Here is a 16,153-nt window from a genome sequence, read left to right on the forward strand (position 1 = left end):
GGTCTGTTGCAAGCATTCGATTTTGTATAAAGGTTTAGTCCTGCAGTCAAAGAACTAAAACACCTCTAGTTTCAATTAATGTAAGAACGATCAGGCAGGCAACGTTAGACCATTGTAAAAATTAGTGTCAGAAAGATGCAAAGTAACGGGCTTATTTTTTATCGATGCTTTCGATCAATTTACTTGCGAAAGAAGCAACAAGACCACCAACGAGGTATAATCCAACTGTCATCAATTTTGTTTCTGATGTTCGGTTGCTTGGCGCTTCACTTAGTCCCAAAGGTTTCGGTAGATAAACTGCTCCAAACCCTGCTGCCAATCCGAGCAATGTTCCCCGCAGGATAACCTTTTTTTCATCACCAATAGATGCAGCGCTGTAATACAGTGAGTTACTGAAAATGTCACCTGCCATCGTTATTTTAAACAGGTTGTCTTCTTCCAGCACCGGTACATCTACAGCCTCGAGTGACTTGCCAATTGCTTCCATTCCCAACCGGTCCATTCTTGGTGCATTTGCATTAAATCTTCTTATTGTTTCATGGAGTAAAGTAAGCGTAAGCGCTCCTGCAAATCCTCCTCCAATAGCTGATGCTAGTTTCATCGCAATTTGTTTTGAGTAGTTGCTAAAATACAATGCCAGAGAAGAGTACGTTTAAAGCGAGGTATTTGGGAGGTTGGCATTTACAAAGGAAGACTACAGTTCGCCTTCTGCCATTGCCAATTTCAACTTTTCTATCATTGTTTGAATTTTGTAATAACACTTTGCTTTTTGCTCATCCCAGTATTGCCGGGGAAATAAGATACCTCCGGAAACTGTCTTCTCATTTTCCAACGGACCTCCAACAACGCCCATCAGCATTTAGAGCAACATGTTCAAGATCGGTAAGGTTGTATTTATAAGCGTTCTTGTGGCACCAGATAGATAAGGTAAAAATGACGTATCCCTTGCCACGGTCTCCCAGTTCTTTTATGGGTAAAAAAAGGCTCCTTTGTACGTAATAGTATTTGTTTTATCATTCGTTATCACGGTATCCTTTTCACCTTTGAAATTGTTTTCAACAAATCCTTTTGCCTTTTTATAGAAAGTGCCTGCTTCACTTCCCGGGCGGTAGACGGATTCACTAAAACTTATTTTATTCGTGTTGAGATCCATCGGCCACATGATCAAATCGCGTTGTGCTGAAGAGGTAAGTGCGAGGAGTACTACGCAACAAAAAAGCACCATTTTCTTAATTGGCAATATTGGCAACAGTTTTAAATCCAAGAATTTGAGGTTATAAAAAGCCTGGAAAAAATTATTAACATGAGGGAAAGTACGCTTGTAATCCTAAAATTTAATTATTATTTTTCGATAATCCTTCCGCTTAAGTTCGGTTCTTTGAGAAGTTCATAAATCTTTTTCCCCCAGTTTCAATGATAACTGCTCCACCACAAATGGGGCTTTTATTTTATACCGGTGAATGAAAAGTTTGATAGCCAGCATCGGAACTTCCTTCAGCATCGTTGTGTCACACTCTTCAAGAGTAGTATTTGCTTCAACTTTTTTTACCGATTGCCTTTCGGTCATCCCCGGTTTTACCTTGAAAACACGTTATTTTTAGGGCTTAATTACCGTATGAAAAAATTCTACCCGCTACCACACTCATTGAAGTCATCTCTTATTTTAACCGCTGCTATTTTCATTTCCCTTCAGCTAATTGCACAACGCGAAGGAAGAGCAATTGTAAAAGGTAAAACCTTTGATTCTTTGTCTGTTGCTCCTTTAAGCTTTTCCGGCATAAGAATTTTTAAAAGCAACGATAAAAAACTGGAACATGAAAGCGTAGCTAATGAAGCGGGTAATTTTTCAGTGGAACTTGGGTATGGCCGGTATTATGTTCAAATAGATTTTATGGGCTATAAACCTTATAAGTCTGCCGAGTTTACACTTTCAAAAGAACATGCTACTCATGATTTAGGCCCCGTCAAATTATCGTCCTCGGCAACCAGGCTGCAGGAAGTAGTTGTGCAAGCAGAGAAAAGCTCGATGATACTTTCATTGGATAAGAAAATATTTAACGTAGGAAAAGATCTTGCAAATGCCGGCGGCTCAGCCTCAGATATTCTTACCAATATTCCCTCTGTGTCCGTAGATCCCGAAGGAAATGTAAAGCTGCGCGGAAGTGATAACGTGCGGATTTTAATAGATGGAAAACCATCCGGCCTGGTAAGTTTCAAAGGAGGCAGCGGGCTTCAACAATTGCAGGCAAGCATGATTGACCGCGTTGAAATAATTACAAATCCTTCTGCACGCTACGAGGCAGAGGGCATGGCGGGCATCATCAACATTGTATTGAAGAAAGATAAACGGCAGGGTTTCAATGGTTCTTTTGAACTGACTTCCGGCTATCCGACAAATTTAGGCGGAGCTGCAAACCTTAACTACCGGCATAAAAAAGTAAACTTCTTTATTAACTATGGTATTTCCTACAGAAGGCAGCCGGGTGAAGGCTCGTTGTACCAGGAAGTCTATGGAAAGGATACCACCTCTATTTTAAAGCAAACCAATAACGGCATGCTTACCGGCTTTAGCAATAACATTCGTGGAGGTATTGACTATTATTTCAGCGAGAACAGTATTCTTACCGGCTCATATCTGTTTAGAAGAAGTGATGCCAACAGGAAGACCAACATCAGGTATGAAGATTATTTGAACAGTTTATCGAAATTGACAAATATCTCTACACGAACACAAAACGAAGATGAGGTTGAACCAAACTCTGAATATTCTCTGGTCTACAAAAAATCGTTTGGACAAAAAGGCCATGAATTAGTTGGGGAGGTTAAATTTTTGGATAATTGGGAAAGCTCGAGACAGGTATTTACGCAAAACTTTTTCCAGCCGAACGGCACAGAAAATGTTTCGAAAGCAATCCTTCAAAAATCTCCAAATGACGAATATGAAAAGCAGTATTTGTTCCAATTGGATTATACCAAGCCGCTGAGTAAAGAGGGCAAATTTGAACTTGGATTAAGAAGTAGCTTGAGAAATATGGAAAATGACTACCTGGTTACAGAGAGAAATGCTTCAGGTGAATTTGTTCCAATTGCAGGTCTTGACAATGATTTTTTCTACCGGGAAAACATAAATGCGACTTTTGGCATTTTAGCAAATAAGACTAAAAAAGTTTCGTACCAGGCGGGTCTAAGGGCTGAGTGGACCGATGTAAAAACAACCCTTGCCGAAACACACCAGGTTAACCCAAGAAGTTATATGAACTTCTTTCCAAGTGCACACGTTACCGTTGACCTTGCCAAGCAAAATGCTATCCAGCTAAGTTACAGTCGCAGGGTAAGACGCCCGGTGTATGACGACTTAAGTCCGTATATGACTTTCTCTGACAGCCGCAATTTTTTTAGTGGTAACCCTGATTTAAATCCTGAATTCAGCAACGTTTTTGAGATTGGCCACATAAAATATTTTGATAAAGGCTCCTTTTCGTCATCCGTTTATTACCGCAGTACGAAAGGAAAGATTGATCGTATCAGGAGGGTAAACGCCGCGGGAAACTCCAGCACAAGACCTGAAAATCTTCTGTCGGAAAAGGCATTTGGAACTGAATTTACCAGCGGCTATTCGCCTTATAAATGGTGGAAACTGGATTTTAATTTCAATTTCTTTCATGCTGACATAGATGGAAGCAACATTATCAGTAGCTACAAGGCAACGACTTATAGCTGGTTTGCAAGACAGACTTCACGTTTTATGTTTCCAAAGAACTTTGACGTGCAACTACGGGGAAACTATGAAGCGCCACAACAAACTGCGCAGGGTAGGAGAATGGCTCTTTATTACCTCGACCTGTCAATGAGCAAAGATGTTTTTAAAGGAAACGGAACCCTCACGTTTAATGTGCTGGATGTTTTTAATTCACGCCGTAATCGATACATCACTACCGGCCCGAACTTCTTCACAGAAGGAAATTCGCAGTCAAGAAGAAGACAAGTAAATCTTACTTTGAATTACCGTATCAAGCAATTAAAACAGGCAAAAAAAGCTACAGAGGAATAATTAGAAAAGGTCTCGCTGCGATAATTTACGGCGGGCCTTCCGCGGGGATTAGAACACTTGATACCGACCCTATAGATGCTGCAATTCGTTTTCAATGTTGGAAAAAACGATTCTGGAGTTATCTAAGTATGAGAGTAGTTCTCCATTTCTTTTGGCGGCAGGTAAAGACGACATGTCCTGGGTAGTGCGTTTTAAATTTGTTGAAATATCCTGGGCAAGGTGCTTAATCTTAGCAACAGTTTTGCGTACCGAAAGCCTGATCTCCATATCATTCATAACAATACTTGCCAGTTGTTGCAAAATTTCAAATTCAGCTTGGGTAAACGTTCTCGGCGATTTGTCAATAATGCACAACGTACCCAAATTGTAATGATCCTCTGTTTGTAGTGCTGCTGCCGCATAAAAACGTAGGCCGAACTCACCAGCCACCAACGGGTTTGCCAGTGTTCTGGGATCTTCAATTGCATTTTCGACAATGTAAGGGTCTGGTGAAAGTATAGCAGATGAACACAAACCTGGAGAGCGATGTATCTGGTTAATTGGTAGGCCGTAATGAGATTTAAACCAAATCCTGTCGGTATCGACAAGACTGATAATGGCTATCGGAACTTTAAAAATAGTTGAAGCTAATTGTGTGATTTTGTCAAAAGTGCCGTCAGCTGGGGTATCTAAAATATTGTACCTTTTCAGAACATCGATTCTTTCCCTTTCTGCCTCTGCGCTTTTTAGATCTATCATTTTGATGCCGGATATTACTCCTGGTTGTAAGGTACTATAAAAGTAAATGAGGCGCCACCTTCTTTGTTCACTTCAGCATAAATAAAACCGCCATGTGTGGTAACGATTTTGCGACAAAGCGCTAAACCAATTCCATAACCTCCGTAAGAACTTCTTTCGTTCAAGGTTTGAAAAATAGTAAAAATCTTGTCCGCATATTCCTGGTTGAAACCAATGCCATTATCTGTAATTTTTATAGAACAATAATCTTTGGACGCGTTCAGTTGCGGAAACCCTATTATCTGTTCTTTTGACAGTCTGCTTGAAGTAATAGTTATTACGGGTGGTACATTTCGTCGCGTAAATTTCAACGCATTGCCAAGTAGATTAAAAAGTAATTGATTTATTTGAAGAGGAATTGCCGCTATCGTTGGCAGCGGATCAGCGTTGATAACCGCATTCTTTTGACTAATGAGCAACTCAAAATCCATCTTAACATTGGTGAGAATCACGTTTAGGTCAACGGGTTCAAACTGCAACGTTTTTTTGGAAAGCCTTGAGTATTCGAGAAGGTCCCGTATTAGGTCAGACATTCGTTTTGCAGCAGCGTTCACCTTATCAAGATACTTTTTCAAATCTTCCTTTCGATCACGGTGCTCAAGGAGAATATTGCTGAAGATTTGGATTTTCCTAAGCGGCTCCTGCAAATCGTGTGAAGTAACATACGCAAACTGTTCAAGTTCTTCGTTTGATCTCTCAAGTCTTTCATTGGCTTCCTTCAGTTCTACCGTTCTTTCTTCCACTTGTTTTGACAGTTCTTCAGCAAAAATTTTCTGCTCGGTTATATCCTGGATAACTCCAAGCAAACGTGAAGGTGTTCCTCTATCGTACAGAATTTTTCCTTTGACCCTTACCCAACGTTGCGATCCGTCGTGGCGATTTATGCGCGCTTCATAGTCCAGTTCGCCGGATACCATTGCTTCTTCGTTAGCCCGCAACCTTATTTCGGCATCCCCAGGATGAAAAAGAGAAGTAAATTCAGAGCGCTTACGCGAATTCACTTCGAACCCCCAGATGCTACAGACCCTGGGCGACGCTGCAATTTCATCATTGAGTAAATTTATTTCGTAAGTACCAAGCGCTGCCAGCTCAATCGCAAGCCGGGCATTTTCTTCGGCATACTCAATTTTGCGTCTTGCCATTACCTGTTCCGTTACTTCTGTTGCCACCGCTATTATTCCTGATATGCTGCCGTCTCCTTCCCGGAAGGGCTCGTATACAAAATTGATATAAGTGTCCTCAATTCTACCATTTCTTGGAAGTTTGACCAGTCGTTCATTGGCAGTGAAGCGATTGCCAAAAGCAAAAACATCACTCAGTAACTTCTCAAATCCCTGGTCTTTCACTTCAGGCAGACCCTCAAAAATGGGTTTTCCTGCCATCTCGCTTTGCGACTTGCCCCACAACTCGTACATTCTATCATTGGCGATTTCTACCAAGTGGTCAGGTCCTTTAAGAACACACATTGCTACCGGCGCCTGCAAAATCATGTTCTGAAAATTGATGTCGCTTTGCTTCAATTTTTGCTTTGCCAACACCTGTTCGGTCACAGTACTTGCAAGCACTAAAACGCCGCTGATATTGCCATCTACCTCCCGATAAGGCTGATAAATGAAATTGAAATAAACCGTTTCAGTCAGCCCACTGCGCCTTTTGAAAGTAGCAGGAACTTCCACACCGTAGTGGGTATTTCCCGTTAAGTACACATCCAGCAACAGGTCATAAAATCCCTGGCCTTTCATCTCGGGCAATATTTCCAGAAAAGGTTTGTGTAGTGCATCTTTGCCCACGTTCCAAAGCTCGAAGAGGGCGGTATTAGCAACATCCAAAACCATATCTCTTCCTTTCAGAATTAAAATTGGTTCGTTTGATTGCTCAACAATATTTCTAAACCTTAAATCACTTTCTTTTTCTTTTTTTCTTGCCTCTACCTGGTCCGTCACATCATGACCAAAGGCCATCACTCCTTCTATAATTTCGTCATCGTTGCGATAGGGTGTATAGATCAGATTATAGTACCGGGTAACTAAATTACCGTTACCGTGTAAGTCTATCAAAGCAGGTGTTTCGTTACCATAAAAGGGAGCTCCCGTATCAAAAACATCTTCAAGTATCCCAAAAAAAGGCTGGCCTTCCAGTTCAGGAAACGCTTCCCTAACTGTTTTTCCTATAATATCGCGGTAGTTGAAAATTTGTAAGTAAGCATCGTTGGCAAAGGCATATCTCAGTTCTCTTCCCTTATAAATAGCAATAGGCGCGGGTGCCTGGGTAAATAGTTTGGTGAAATTGTGTGCACCAATGACGTCTTCGCTTTTCAATTCTTCAATCATTCAACAGGGGGTGTTTTAAAAATTAAAATTACCGGTTTAATCTATCTGGGGTGCGATAATGTTGTTGGAGTTAAACATAATGGAAAATAAAAGAGGTTAGATGTGATTGAACCGAGCTCTGGTGGCACCATTTATCATTGTTGCGTCGCACTCTTGTACAATTACCTAACAAGCAACCAACGCGTAAGTTGGTAGTTTAAAAGATTTTGTTTCTGTTTTAGTTATTTCGTAAAACTCAAAACGGCAAAGAAAAGAGGTAAACCCGTCCTTGCCGTTTTGAGTGAAAATTTTTTAACGGGCATGCTCTTCATTTGAGAAGCAGCCTCAGTTTTTTTAAAAAAACTTCGCCCGGCGGTTTGATTGTTTTTAACCCTAAAACCACGTTTATTAAAAATCTCCGTAGGAAAAGCCAAATTGACAAATAGCCCGGATGGAAACTTTGAAGAAGGTGAAAGCAGGGGATAGGTGAACGTTCGACAAACTACTTACCTGGAGCTTTGTAGTTTTTTGTTGCGTCATCAATTACAAGCACCCAGTCGTTTTCTTTACCCAATGTTGGCGAAGTGAACTCCATCAGCTCTTTTATCTCGCCTGTTGTTGCCTGTTGACTCGTGGCGTCTTTTGGATTAAACCACCATGCGGTCATTCGTTTTGGCAAGGCCGTAGTTTTTATTGTAATGGTTTTACCAATGGGTAAATAGATCATTGCATGACTGTTGTCTTCGGCCCGAAAGGCTTCAATGTGTTCGCCTTTGTCTCCCTGGCCTTTCACGACAATTGAATTATCGGGAATGCGGGCAAGCATTGGCCTCGACTCGATCAACCGTCTTAGAAATCCCACCTGGTAAGCACCAGGACGATCGAGCGCACTGATCCAACCACGGTCGGGATAGTTGATGGTTGCTTCACGGGCACTCATAAATTGCCACATTGCATGATGACCATAAGTTACACCACAAGCACCAGCAAAGACTGATCGATAAGTTTGTTTGCGTACGTCATAGTCGCGATAGTAACCATTGTCAGGGTTCCACTTGGGCCACGGATTAACAGGGTGGTCTTCGTAATTGGGCTCGCCGTCTAGTGTTGGTTTAGCAGGAGCATACGTCCAGTCGCGCTTCGTCAAATCCCAGGCAGCAACATCATGGCCGCCACCGTGCCCCGATTGAAACATGTTCATGTCCAACCAATCTTCCTTGTGGATCCATTGCGACGTAGAGTTCTCACCTCCGGCAGGGTGGTAGGTGATGAAGCACTGCTTGTTGGTAGCTTCTTTAATGCCCCTTGCCATCGCGCGCCATACCGGCCGCCAGTCGTTTTCGCTATTGACTGCCGGACGGTCGCCACCCAGTATCCAAATAATGTTAGGTTCTTTTTTGTAGCGGGTACCTAACCACTTGCCATAAGTATAGGCGTTGATGCTATCAAATACAACCGGGCCCTCGCCCCACATTTTGGTTACTTTGTCGCCCCATGTTGGTAATAGTCCTATAAATAAATTTCGTTGTCTTGCCATGTGTATGGCACTATCAACTACTTTAAAATACTTTTCGTTTGGTTGCGTGGGATCTAAGTTTTTCAGAGGTACTTCCCCGTATTGATTCGGTTTACGCAATCCATCAAACTCTGCCAGTGCTACTGCCTGGATAACTGAGAAACCCTTGGCGGCGCGGTTTTCGAGGTATTGTTTTATTTCGGGCAAAGTCAGCCGGTGAAACAGTTCCCATCCTGTATCACCGAGCCAGAAAAAAGGTGTCCCATCTGCAAATTGGAGGTAGCGGCCATTTTTGGTAACCTGTAAACGCCCGTGACCAAACAAGGACTGGGCGGGAACATCTTTAGTTAAAACAGTGAGAACAAGAAGGCAGGCAAATAGACGCATAGCAATTAGTTGAGGCAGAAAGTTAAGAACTTATCTTTTTGAAATAAATAATTCGAAAAGACTTTTGCAATTTGATCTTATGCCGAGGATAAGAAGTTGGGTTGGAAACATCGTGACGAGGTTTGGATGTTTTTCGAAGAGAATTAGAAAAAGTACAAGTGTGCGACGCAACGATGACTCACAACGAATAAATGCCGGGGACAAAAATATTTTACAGGAATAAATAAATCCTGGATGCTAGGTATAGCCAGCGTTTTAGGCAAGGCATAGAATTAGTGCGTAAAAGATCTAAAGTTCGATCACGTTAACTAACCACCATTTGGAAATACGGGCCTTAAAGTATCGCGCATCTGCCTTGGTTGTATGACTTATGGAACGCCGACCGAGCGCTGGCCATGGGCATTAAAAGAAGAGCCAAGCAGGCCTTTTATTCAAAAAGCCTTAGAGCTGGGAATTAATTTTTTTGATACCGCTGATGTGTATTCGTTGGGGTTAAGCGAAGAAATTTTAGGTCGTGCACTTAAAGACTTTGCTAAACGCGAAGAGGTAGTTATTGCAACAAAGGTTCACGGGCCAATGGGGCCAGGACCAAACGATAAAGGTCTATCGCGAAAGCATATAATGGACTCGATTGATGCCAGTCTTCGTCGCCTTGGTACTGACTACGTTGACCTCTACCAGATACACCGGTGGGATTATGAAGTGCCGATTGAGGAAACACTGGAGGCTTTGCATGATGTCGTTAAGATGGGTAAGGCCAGGTACATTGGTGCATCCAGCATGTTTGCGTGGCAGTTTGCACAAGCACTTTATACATCTGATCTGCATGGATGGACGCGGTTTGTAAGTATGCAGCCACAGTATAACCTGGTGTACAGGGAGGAGGAACGTGAGATGTTGCCGTTGTGTAAAGACCAGAAGATTGCAGTAATTCCATGGTCGCCACTTGCGCGAGGATTGCTGACAGGTAAACGCACAATGGGTGGTGGTGAGACAGAACGTGCCCGAACAGATGGCTTTGGAAAATCAATTTATACAAGAGAAGACGACTTCCAGATTTCTAATCTTGTAAATGAAATGGCGCAGCAAAAAGGAGTGCCAAACGCACAGATAGCTTTGGCATGGGTGCTTTCGAAATCAGTAATAACAGCGCCCATTATTGGTGCAAGTAAGCCCGGCCATTTGGAAGATGCTGTTGGTGCACTTTCAGTGAAGTTGAGTGATGAAGAAATTAAAAGTTTGGAAGATTTGTATAAGCCACATCCGGTGTTGGGGCACTCGTAAAAGTTTGCAAGGGCTTTTAGTCTTGCATCAACTAAAGCCGCTGGATTTTTATAAAACCTTAGGAAACCTGCATTTATAATTTTCAAATCCTCGTAAATTCAAGTCATAACCTCAAGCCGCTGGGCTTCGTTCTTGCAACGTGACTCCACCCGCTTGTTTCCGAAACTGCTGCGCATGTTTCGGAATGCCGTCGCTTCGCTCGGCACCCAACCGACTGATGTCACTTATGCAAGAACTGTTGTCATTAGGGTACTTTGTTCAGGCTCAGTAGAAGTATTTTCAATGGAACGTATTTCGAGGCGGCCTCATAAAAAAGGCTTGAAGAAAATTACCAGTTCGGGCGTTAAGAAATGAAATGTATAATTGGTAAAATCGTAAAACTAAACTCAAAAGTTGAGCACGTGGGTTCGGTTCTCTGGCTCCAAAATTCGCTGGCATCTTCTTTGTCCGACTCTACAGAAAGATTGTTATGAAAAGCAAAGACGCGAGGCTTCATTACCGAGAACTAAACTTCAGGGAATATGGGAAAGAAGATAGATATACAGGTGTATCAAGGTACGCAATCCTCGACGACGGCATCGTTCTGGTATTTCGTGATCGACCAGCTTACTACCTATATAGCTTTAAAAAGCCGGGACGTGTTCACGTAATAAATATGATTGAAGCTGCTATAAAAGGGGAAAAACTTAGTACTTATATTAATCGATACGTAAGAAACAGTTTCGAAGATACATGGCCACCAAATAGTAGCGGGCGAAGCTCATCTTCACCTCCTATCAACCCAATTGCACCCTTTGCATAAATCGTGCGGCCTCAGAGCCTTCGCTACAAACCTTTTATTGTTCATAACCTAACCTCACCACTACAGGGTAATGATCTGACAACCTCTTGCGAAGAATTTTATAGTCTAACACCCGAAAGACTGGTTTTACCATCACATAGTCAATTTGAAAATCAGGAAGACCTCCGTTAAAAGTTACAGCATAACCTGTGCCTTTTTCACGAAAAGCGTTTCTCATGCCTTCCATCGTGTAGTTAACGGCGTATGAAGAAGGCGTATCATTAAAATCGCCTGCAATAATAACCGGGTATCTACAAGTGTCGGCATGCTTTCTAATCATTTTCACCTGTTCACTTCTATTAATAAATGCCCGGGAAAACTTGTCCTTTACTTTAAACAAGAATTCAAATTTTCCAAGTACATCTGCGCTTCTCCATTCTTCATACTCTTCCGGTTGAAAACCTAAAGATTGGAAATGCGTATTATAGACCCTTATGATTTTGCCATTTTTATTTATATCAGTAAATATTGCCTGGTTGCCACCTGAGAACTCTGAAAAAAGAATAAAGCCACTATTTACAATAGGATATTTGGAAATCGTTGCAATTGACTGCGTAGGAAAAAGTGCAGGATTTTTTGGGCCATCATAATAGTAAGACGCATTTAAAATGGTTTTAATGGAATCAATTGTATTTAGCCCAACTCCTGAGTTATTCTGAAAGTCCTGCATGCAAAGTATGTCGGGTTGTTCGGACTGTATTAGTTGTAACATGGCAGGTTGCACATCTGTCCCTAAATCATTCGCATCCTTAAACATGTGCACGTTATAAGTCATAAACTTAAGGTGGTTACTACTTGTATCAGATTTGGACTGGACGAAGTTGGTTCCGAAGGAATTCAAAAAGATGTGGATTGTTACGAGTGCTGGAATTAAAAAAAGTAGTGATTTCTTATTTCTGTGAAAGGCTATATAAACGATAAATAATGCAAGGTGCAGCAACAGCAGGAAAGGATACATCAAGCCGAGAAAAGCAACGGTGTCAAAAGTTGCAGGATCTATATAAGGAGCAGCGGCAGCGCCTATGAGTGCAAGCGATGTTGCTACTATTGAAAACACTACCAATTTACTTAAGACCTTTCTAATAATCATTGTGGAATAAGAACGTATAAAAACCTCTTATTTGTTTTATTGATATAAAAATTAACGGCGAAATTATTAAAACACCGTGACCAATGCGAGAATTAAAAGAGAGGGGTAGTTATAGGAAACAAAAAGTTGTACAATAAGCGCCATGCCATTCTGCCTACATTTTGACTAAAGCTTTGAACATTTATCATGACAATTTCTTAAGGAGGAAAAACTGGAAAACCGGGGTAAAAATTATTGGGAAAGCGAACTGCACTAGTCTCATTCCCAAAAAAACTCCTTGCAGAACAAACACGCTTTTTGTATTTTGTATGTCCATTTTCGAGTAAATGAAAAATCGTTTTAAAAAATTAAAAACCTCTTATTATGCCTACTTACGTAATTGAAAGAGAAATTAATGGTATCGGAGATTCAAGCGCTGAGCAATTAAAAGCGATTTCCCAATCCTCCTGCAACGTGCTGAATAAATTTGGAAGTGACATAAAGTGGAACCACAGTTATGTAACCGGTGACAAGATTTACTGCGTCTACGATGCTCCAAGTGAAGAGCTTATACGCGAACATGCAAGACAAGGAGGCTTTCCGGCAAACTCAATTAGCAAAGTCGCGAGCATTATAAGCCCTGCTACTGCGGAGTAGTTTTTCAAAAAGAACGTCTCTGCGACGTCGCAACAAAACATTGGAAAGCTTCGAAATATCGTTATTTCAGTCCCGCAATTTTATGAAGATTATCACTCTTGTCATAGCTGCATTTATTTACCAAACCCTTTCCGCACAGCATGCAAGCCGTGTTGTAATAGGAGCGGGAAAAAGAGTGTCTGAAGTGCTTACTCCCGACGTGCTGTTCTTGTATAAGCAATTTAAACCAGGGCGAATACTACTTAAAGACAATGTTGCCTATAATGCTCAACTCAACTATAATTTGTTTAACGGCGAGATAATGTTTGCGTCGCCAAGTGGTGATACATTAGCTCTTAATACCGAGCAGATGTTAAATATTAAACGGGTAAGTATTGACAGCGATTCTTACGTTTACAATAAAGGTTACCTGCAAATTATCAAGGAGAATGCTTTCGGCTCTCTTGGAAGAAAGCAGCAATATTATGTTGTGTCAAGGGAAAAAATAGGGGGTTACGATCTTGCTTCCCCGGCGAGTTCTATTGACTCTTATACTTCTTTTTCTGACAGGGCTAATAGCCGCCATGACTTGGTTGTAAGAGAAAACATTTCACTTGTCTTAAAAACAGAATTCTTTATAGGCGATCCCTACAATCTTTTTTTACCAATTAATAAAAAGAACCTTGAAAAGATCTTTTTTAAGAAAAGAGACTTGCTCGATTCGTACCTAAAAGAACACGAGGTTGACTTCAAAAATGAAAAGCAGCTTACGGCATTATTTATCTACTTAACCGAAGGTTCCTAAAATCATTTTATAATCATCGCTTCGTAAGTTTTTCTTGCGAAATCGTAAGCTGCCTTAGCTGCCTCAAGCTCCTCCTTTTTAATGGCGGGGCTTTTTGTTTTCCAGCACTGGTCAACTGCATCCCGGCACCAGGCGGCGCTTTTTTGATCAACGATCGGCTTACCATCAACAATAACAAAAATGGGATTGGTATGTGCACTCGAGTTAATGCGAATGGCAACCCATGAAGATTTGGCCATTTTATAGTTGAATTTCATATCCTGCCATTTTCCATCTGCTGCAATTTGTTGCTTTTCGACTGACTCGCCGTTAACGATTAGTTCAACGTAAACGTTTCTTGATGTTCCAATTCTTGCACGTTCAATATTCCAGTAAGGAATTTGCTCAGGAGTACGCGAAGCAATATACTTTCCTGTTTCGTCCTGAACCGCGTTCAACATGGCAGCAGCTTTCACGGTAATGTTTAGAGTGGAGTTCGCCGTTACAGATAGTTCACTATTTTTTTCTCCTGCTTCCAAGTTATTGACCTTGTAATCGATTAGGTGAGCGAACCCATTAGAGACATAATTAGCACCTCGTTTGAGACAATCCATAAAACTTGCAAAGGTGACTCCGTCTTTTAGTTTGGCATAACTACGCGTCAAGCCAACTCTTTCGTCGGAAATACAAGGGAAATCGGTTTCGCCACCGATTCTCGTTCTAAAGCCACAATTCAGTGTGTGGTACCACATGTTCAACTCCCATGGTACGGGCGTGTCGCCAAGAGAATAATAATCTACTGCGCCATGTGTCACCGTAACAACATATTCATTTGCCCCTATACCATCCAGTTTGGGCATTACGTAGTTTGGAATGGCAGAGGTTGGCGTAATAGGTTCAAGCCCCCAGCCAGAATGTGCATAGGCAGTTATTCCACCTTGCTTTTTTGCCCATTGCAATACAGGCAGCGTCCAGGTTGGCCAGTCTTCAATAACTTTTGTGTTTGGATAATCATCTTCCTTCAAATTCAACAGGCAAATATGCCCGGCATGTGAAGATGGAAAACCAGACACTTCTATATCATACCTCAAAACATTATTCTTGTCTGATAATGGATTGTCCTTTCCAGTAAAATATTGCTTTTGATAATACCAGCTAGGTCCCCATGTAAGATTACTTCCTAGGTTTAAATCTTCACCTTTTATCTGCCGGAACATATCCAGCGGCTTCACTCCCTCTTCGGGACTTTCATAATGCGAACAGCCAGCTGCGTGAATGTGATGGTCTGCACTATACCAACCGAGCTTTGACATGTTTACCCATCGTTTAAGTCTGAAGTTTACCGTAATTGAATCTTTATTTGCAGGAATAGTGATCTTTTGATATTGCTGTAAGTACTCAGGCCCTCTTGTATAGACCACGTCGTAAGTGCCGGGAGATAAGTAAACATACTCTCCGGAAGAACGATATACCTGGGGTTGAAAATTGAAGTCAGGATATTGATCGGTCATCGCTAATCTTCGGGCAGGCAACGGATAAATTCCGCTCAGCTTATTTATTCGTGCGATTGTATCTAAAGGCTTATTCATTCTAACGGGTTCCCAATCCCGCCACGGAAGACGCCAGGGAGTTTCTGTCCTTTCCTTTGTACGGCCGAAGCGTTCAATGTTATCAGTTATGATGAACGAAGCGATAGTTGGCGTATTATCTTCATCCTTCACATCAAAAATCATTTTGACGGCAGGTTTAATATCAAAGAGAATATTTACAGTATTTCTAAAAGCAATGTCTTGCGTTCCCTGCCCGACATTGAAACCAATTTGTGCTTCACGTTTTCCTTTGCTGCGAGTGTACAGTTGCAACACAACATATTCAAGCTCTAGTCCCGATAAATTCTGCTGCAGCGGACGGTCGCGATAAATGGCGATCTGAAGGAAACTGTTGTCCAGTTGACCTTGCGTCAATTTATTTTTCGGCAACATTCTATGAGAGAATGTGGAGGTATAAAACAAGGGGCTTGCATTTGGACTTCCAGCAGCCAGCCTTGTAACAACGTGCGCCTGGTTATTCACTTTGACGAGATAACTCTTCCAACCTTCCTGTATCAACTCTGGCTTTGCAGGACCAGCGCCCACCTTTACTCTTGCTTCCGGATTTATTTCTACCTCTGCCAGGCAAAATGGATCAAGGATTTCTTGTATGGCTTTTACAGTTTGAGTGTTATAGGGCAAATCTTTCAATTCCTGCAAACGTTTGGTCGCGTGGGCGGGCAAAGCATTACCAATATAATTAAGGGCTTCACCTATTCTTAGCGCTTGCGAAAGCAATGGTTGCGCCTCTACTTTTTCAATTAATTTCAGTCCTTGGGTTGGCTGCTCATGTTGGTGTTCGTGCTGGGCAAGTGCACCTAAACCAACCAACAGAAGAGGTACGAGAAAACAAACAATTCGTGACCTTTTTAAGAATATGATGAATTTCATAAGTTGCGGTAATTGAACA

15 protein-coding genes are annotated in these 16,153 nt (G+C 41.7%); 6 read left to right on the forward strand and 9 right to left on the reverse strand.

The genetic code is table 11. The annotated features are described in order from the left end of the window. Positions 1 to 151 precede the first annotated feature (151 nt). The 4 genes from SAE01_RS00035 to SAE01_RS00045 all read right to left on the reverse strand — a co-directional run bounded on the left by SAE01_RS00035 (position 152) and on the right by SAE01_RS00045 (position 1,567). Positions 152 to 601 carry a hypothetical protein gene (locus SAE01_RS00035; RefSeq protein WP_147201485.1) on the reverse strand — a complete coding sequence of 150 codons (450 nt, stop codon included), beginning with the start codon at positions 599 to 601 and terminating at the stop codon, positions 152 to 154. A gap of 93 nt (positions 602 to 694) precedes the next feature. Beyond that, the gene (locus SAE01_RS24335; RefSeq protein ID WP_170234037.1) at positions 695 to 853 is read right to left on the reverse strand and encodes a hypothetical protein; all 159 of its coding nucleotides are present in this window, start codon (positions 851 to 853) and stop codon (positions 695 to 697) included. 114 nt (positions 854 to 967) lie between these two features. After that, positions 968 to 1,264, reverse strand: coding sequence for a DUF4468 domain-containing protein (locus SAE01_RS00040; protein WP_147201486.1), 297 nt, complete (start codon positions 1,262 to 1,264; stop codon positions 968 to 970). Positions 1,265 to 1,387: 123 nt separating this feature from the next. Continuing rightward, a complete protein-coding gene (locus tag SAE01_RS00045) occupies positions 1,388 to 1,567 on the reverse strand; it encodes a hypothetical protein (protein WP_147201487.1) in 180 nt (59 codons plus the stop codon). Positions 1,568 to 1,615: 48 nt separating this feature from the next. Between SAE01_RS00045 and SAE01_RS00050 the strand changes: the two genes are divergently transcribed. Further along, complete coding sequence (locus tag SAE01_RS00050) at positions 1,616 to 4,051, forward strand: TonB-dependent receptor (protein ID WP_147201488.1); 2,436 nt, start codon at positions 1,616 to 1,618, stop codon at positions 4,049 to 4,051. Between the two features lie 69 nt (positions 4,052 to 4,120). On the opposite strand, the gene SAE01_RS00055 is transcribed toward SAE01_RS00050, so the two are convergent. From SAE01_RS00055 to SAE01_RS00065, 3 genes are all read right to left on the reverse strand, one after another. Beyond that, positions 4,121 to 4,789, reverse strand: coding sequence for a GAF domain-containing protein (locus SAE01_RS00055; protein WP_147201489.1), 669 nt, complete (start codon positions 4,787 to 4,789; stop codon positions 4,121 to 4,123). A gap of 14 nt (positions 4,790 to 4,803) precedes the next feature. Then, on the reverse strand, positions 4,804 to 7,158 hold the full coding sequence (locus tag SAE01_RS00060) for a PAS domain-containing protein (RefSeq protein ID WP_147201490.1): 2,355 nt from the start codon (positions 7,156 to 7,158) through the stop codon (positions 4,804 to 4,806). Positions 7,159 to 7,639: 481 nt separating this feature from the next. Continuing rightward, positions 7,640 to 9,040, reverse strand: coding sequence for a glycoside hydrolase family 140 protein (locus tag SAE01_RS00065; protein WP_147201491.1), 1,401 nt, complete (start codon positions 9,038 to 9,040; stop codon positions 7,640 to 7,642). Positions 9,041 to 9,388: 348 nt separating this feature from the next. Here SAE01_RS00065 and SAE01_RS00070 point away from each other — a divergent pair, with 348 nt between their 5' ends. The 3 genes from SAE01_RS00070 to SAE01_RS00080 all read left to right on the forward strand — a co-directional run bounded on the left by SAE01_RS00070 (position 9,389) and on the right by SAE01_RS00080 (position 11,126). Next, on the forward strand, positions 9,389 to 10,324 hold the full coding sequence (locus SAE01_RS00070; RefSeq protein ID WP_262713349.1) for an aldo/keto reductase: 936 nt from the start codon (positions 9,389 to 9,391) through the stop codon (positions 10,322 to 10,324). A 174-nt stretch (positions 10,325 to 10,498) separates the two neighbouring features. Continuing rightward, positions 10,499 to 10,678: a hypothetical protein gene (locus SAE01_RS00075; protein WP_147201493.1), complete on the forward strand. Its 180-nt coding sequence runs from the start codon at positions 10,499 to 10,501 to the stop codon at positions 10,676 to 10,678. 115 nt (positions 10,679 to 10,793) lie between these two features. Next, positions 10,794 to 11,126, forward strand: coding sequence for a hypothetical protein (locus SAE01_RS00080; RefSeq protein WP_147201494.1), 333 nt, complete (start codon positions 10,794 to 10,796; stop codon positions 11,124 to 11,126). 34 nt (positions 11,127 to 11,160) lie between these two features. On the opposite strand, the gene SAE01_RS00085 is transcribed toward SAE01_RS00080, so the two are convergent. After that, positions 11,161 to 12,255: an endonuclease/exonuclease/phosphatase family protein gene (locus SAE01_RS00085; RefSeq protein ID WP_147201495.1), complete on the reverse strand. Its 1,095-nt coding sequence runs from the start codon at positions 12,253 to 12,255 to the stop codon at positions 11,161 to 11,163. Positions 12,256 to 12,618: 363 nt separating this feature from the next. Between SAE01_RS00085 and SAE01_RS00090 the strand changes: the two genes are divergently transcribed. Together SAE01_RS00090 and SAE01_RS00095 are read left to right on the forward strand one after the other, a co-directional pair. Continuing rightward, on the forward strand, positions 12,619 to 12,891 hold the full coding sequence (locus SAE01_RS00090) for a DUF4242 domain-containing protein (RefSeq protein WP_147201496.1): 273 nt from the start codon (positions 12,619 to 12,621) through the stop codon (positions 12,889 to 12,891). 82 nt (positions 12,892 to 12,973) lie between these two features. Next, entirely contained in the window at positions 12,974 to 13,675 is a 702-nt protein-coding gene (locus SAE01_RS00095) for a hypothetical protein (RefSeq protein ID WP_147201497.1), read from the forward strand. Between the two features lie 2 nt (positions 13,676 to 13,677). On the opposite strand, the gene SAE01_RS00100 is transcribed toward SAE01_RS00095, so the two are convergent. Then, a complete protein-coding gene (locus SAE01_RS00100) occupies positions 13,678 to 16,134 on the reverse strand; it encodes a CehA/McbA family metallohydrolase (protein WP_147201498.1) in 2,457 nt (818 codons plus the stop codon). Positions 16,135 to 16,153 lie beyond the last annotated feature (19 nt).

This window comes from Segetibacter aerophilus (assembly GCF_007991655.1).
Lineage (GTDB): Bacteria > Bacteroidota > Bacteroidia > Chitinophagales > Chitinophagaceae > Segetibacter > Segetibacter aerophilus.

What these genes read in the sequence shown, in the direction of transcription:
- SAE01_RS00035 (WP_147201485.1), bottom strand. Translation starts at nt 601, where the DNA reads ATGAAACTAGCATCAGCTATTGGAGGAGGATTTGCAGGAGCGCTTACG.
- SAE01_RS24335 (WP_170234037.1), bottom strand. Translation starts at nt 853, where the DNA reads ATGGGCGTTGTTGGAGGTCCGTTGGAAAATGAGAAGACAGTTTCCGGA.
- SAE01_RS00045 (WP_147201487.1), bottom strand. Translation starts at nt 1,567, where the DNA reads ATGACCGAAAGGCAATCGGTAAAAAAAGTTGAAGCAAATACTACTCTT.
- SAE01_RS00050 (WP_147201488.1), top strand. Translation starts at nt 1,616, where the DNA reads ATGAAAAAATTCTACCCGCTACCACACTCATTGAAGTCATCTCTTATT.
- SAE01_RS00055 (WP_147201489.1), bottom strand. Translation starts at nt 4,789, where the DNA reads ATGATAGATCTAAAAAGCGCAGAGGCAGAAAGGGAAAGAATCGATGTT.
- SAE01_RS00060 (WP_147201490.1), bottom strand. Translation starts at nt 7,158, where the DNA reads ATGATTGAAGAATTGAAAAGCGAAGACGTCATTGGTGCACACAATTTC.
- SAE01_RS00065 (WP_147201491.1), bottom strand. Translation starts at nt 9,040, where the DNA reads ATGCGTCTATTTGCCTGCCTTCTTGTTCTCACTGTTTTAACTAAAGAT.
- SAE01_RS00075 (WP_147201493.1), top strand. Translation starts at nt 10,499, where the DNA reads ATGTTTCGGAATGCCGTCGCTTCGCTCGGCACCCAACCGACTGATGTC.
- SAE01_RS00080 (WP_147201494.1), top strand. Translation starts at nt 10,794, where the DNA reads ATGAAAAGCAAAGACGCGAGGCTTCATTACCGAGAACTAAACTTCAGG.
- SAE01_RS00085 (WP_147201495.1), bottom strand. Translation starts at nt 12,255, where the DNA reads ATGATTATTAGAAAGGTCTTAAGTAAATTGGTAGTGTTTTCAATAGTA.
- SAE01_RS00090 (WP_147201496.1), top strand. Translation starts at nt 12,619, where the DNA reads ATGCCTACTTACGTAATTGAAAGAGAAATTAATGGTATCGGAGATTCA.
- SAE01_RS00095 (WP_147201497.1), top strand. Translation starts at nt 12,974, where the DNA reads ATGAAGATTATCACTCTTGTCATAGCTGCATTTATTTACCAAACCCTT.
- SAE01_RS00100 (WP_147201498.1), bottom strand. Translation starts at nt 16,134, where the DNA reads ATGAAATTCATCATATTCTTAAAAAGGTCACGAATTGTTTGTTTTCTC.